Origin of the sequence: Curtobacterium flaccumfaciens (assembly GCF_051548005.1) — a bacterium.
Lineage (GTDB): Bacteria > Actinomycetota > Actinomycetes > Actinomycetales > Microbacteriaceae > Curtobacterium.
Map to the genome: position 1 here is coordinate 1 of NZ_JBPUGH010000244.1, position 2,533 is coordinate 2,533.

At 76.2% G+C, this 2,533-nt stretch carries 1 protein-coding gene; it reads right to left on the minus strand.

The features are described from left to right. The coding region (locus ACSW7Y_RS16965) for an ATP-binding protein (protein ID WP_438127397.1) at positions 1-2,533 on the minus strand (2,533 nt) is incomplete at both ends.

Below are 2,533 nucleotides of genomic sequence, written 5' to 3' on the forward strand. Positions count from 1 at the left end.
CCCGGTCCCACCGGGCCGAGGCCGACTCGGCGTCCCGGAGCACGTCGGCGCCGACCGCGGCCGCCAGCAGTGGCCGGAGCCGTTCGTGCGCGAGCACGGCGAAGTCCTGCCGGGTGCCGAAGCGCACGGCGAGCGCCCAGCACCGCGCAGCCGCCTCGAGGGACCCTTCACGCACCGCAGCGAGCGCCAGTCCGGCGAGGGTCGTCCCGACCACGGGGAGGTCGGTCCACCACGGGCGGACCCGGAGCAGGGCGAGTGTCGCGTTCCGCATGCGCCGCGCGACCGCTCGCTCGGCCGGCCGGAGTCCGTCGCGACCGCCCGCGGTCTCGTCGACCGCGGCGATGCGGGCCGCACCCGCCATGAGTCGCCAGTTCGGGGCGGGGCCGCGCCGGTCCGATGCTGCCTCCCACGCCGCTGTGTACCGTTCGGCAGCCGCCGCCGGGTCGCCCTCCGCTCGCCGACACTCCGCCTCGATCGCCAGCGCGATCAGGGCCACCATCGCGCCGTCGGCCTCGGGGCCACGCCCGCCGGCCGGTCGGTGCTGCAGCTCGCGGGCGACCGCGCGTGCCCGGTCGACGTCGCCGGTCGCGGCGGCGCAGAGCCCGACGGACCAGGCGATCTCGGACAGGTCGTCGTCGGCGCCCAGGAGCTCGAGACGCCCCCGCGCCCGTTCGGCCGCGTCGAGGGCGTCCGTGTACCGGCCCGTCTGCGCGAGGAGCTGCGTCATCGTGACCGCGGAGGTCCCGGTCGTCCACACGTCGCCGGTGCGGTTCGCGAGGTCCCGGGCGGCGGCGGCGAAGCGGAGCGCCTCCGTCGGCTCCCCGCCGTTCTCGGCGAGGGGCGCGCTGAGCAGGTTCCCGATGCAGGCGACACGGTCGTCGGGATCGGTACGGAACCGGGCCAGGAGTGCGGCCGCTGCCTCCGGGCGGCCGAGCTCGACGAAGAGCGCGGCGAGGGCGTCGATGACGGGATCGTCGGCGGTCGCGGTCCGGCGCCAGCGGCGGAGCGTCGACACGGCCCACGCGGTCGTGCGGCGGTCGTCGAACGCGGACGCGCCACCGGCGACGACGAGCCCGACGTGCGCGGCGGTTCGGTCCGCCGCTGTCGGCTCGCAGGACCGCAGGACGGTCACGACGTCCGGCGCGACCGCGGTGATCTCCTCCTGCGTGCCTCGGAGCGTCCAGTAGGCACCGAGGGCGCCGAACACCGCCGCGGTCGTCCCGGCGTCCTCGTCGCGGAGCGCCCATCGCAGGAGCGCGACGAGGTTGTCGGCTTCGCGGCGGACCTCATGGAACCGGCCGAGCTGCTCCGGGCCTGCGATGGCGAACAGATTGTGGGCGGTGCCGAAGTCGTGGGCCCACCGGAGCATCGCGCGTCGGACCTCGTCGGCGCGTGCGAGGTCGCGGAGCCGCGCCGCGCCGAACTCCCGGACGGTCTCGAGCAGGCGGTAACGGACCGGCTCACCCTCGCGCTCGACGAGCTGCACGAGCGACTGCTCGACGAGGTCGGCGAGGTCGTCGAGTGCGTCCCGCTGGTCCGGAGCCGCGACCGCCTCCACGGCGTCGACCGCGAGCCCGTCCGGGAAGAGCGCGAGTCGGGGCAGGAGATCGCGGGCGCCGTCGTCGAGGAGGTGCCAGCTCCACTCGATGACCGCGAGCAGGGTGCGGTGCCGTTCCGGGGCGCTCCGGTCGCCTCCCCGCAGCAACGCGAAGCGGTCGTCGAGGCGACGTTCGATCTCGTCGGTGCTCATGCCACGGATCCGTGCGGCGGCGAGCTCGATCGCGAGGGGTGAGCCGTCGAGACGGCTGCAGATCCGGCGGACGGCGTCCACGGGCAGCACGGCACCGGGTCGGGCCGCCCGGGCACGCTCGGTGAAGAGGCGCACCGCGGCGCCGTCCGCCTCGACGGGCAGGGGTGCCAGGGGCGCCACGACCTCGCCGGCGATCGCGAGGGGCGCCCTCGACGTGGCGAGCACCCGCAGGTCCGGAGCCGCGGCGAGCAGCTCGGCCGTCACCGTGGCGACCGGCTCGAGCAGGTGCTCGCAGTTGTCGAGCACGAGTACCGTCGGACCGTCCGACAGCGACCGCACGACCCTGGCCGACAGGTCGGTCACCACGGCGTCGCGGAGCGTCCTGGCCGATCGGACCTCCACGATCCCGAGCACGGCGCCGAGCGCGGGCAGGACGTCCTCGGGGGCCGCGACGGACGCCAGCTCCACCACCACGACGCCGACCTCGTCCGGCAGATCCGCCGCGACCGCCTGCGCGAGGCGGGTCTTCCCGAGTCCACCCGCCCCGAGGACGGTGACCAACCGGTCGCGCGACAGGAGGTCCATGACGGCGGCGAGGTCGGCCTCCCGCCCGACCAGCGTGTTCGGGGCGGCCCGCAGGCCGACGCGGCGCGCCCGCCCCGCCTGGTCGGCCGACCGACGCAGCAGGTCCGCGTTCAGCCGCACGAGCTCGCCGGAGGGGTCGGCGCCGAGTTCGTCCACCAGCCGGTCACGGTGCGCGGCGAACGCGGCAAGCGCCTCGGC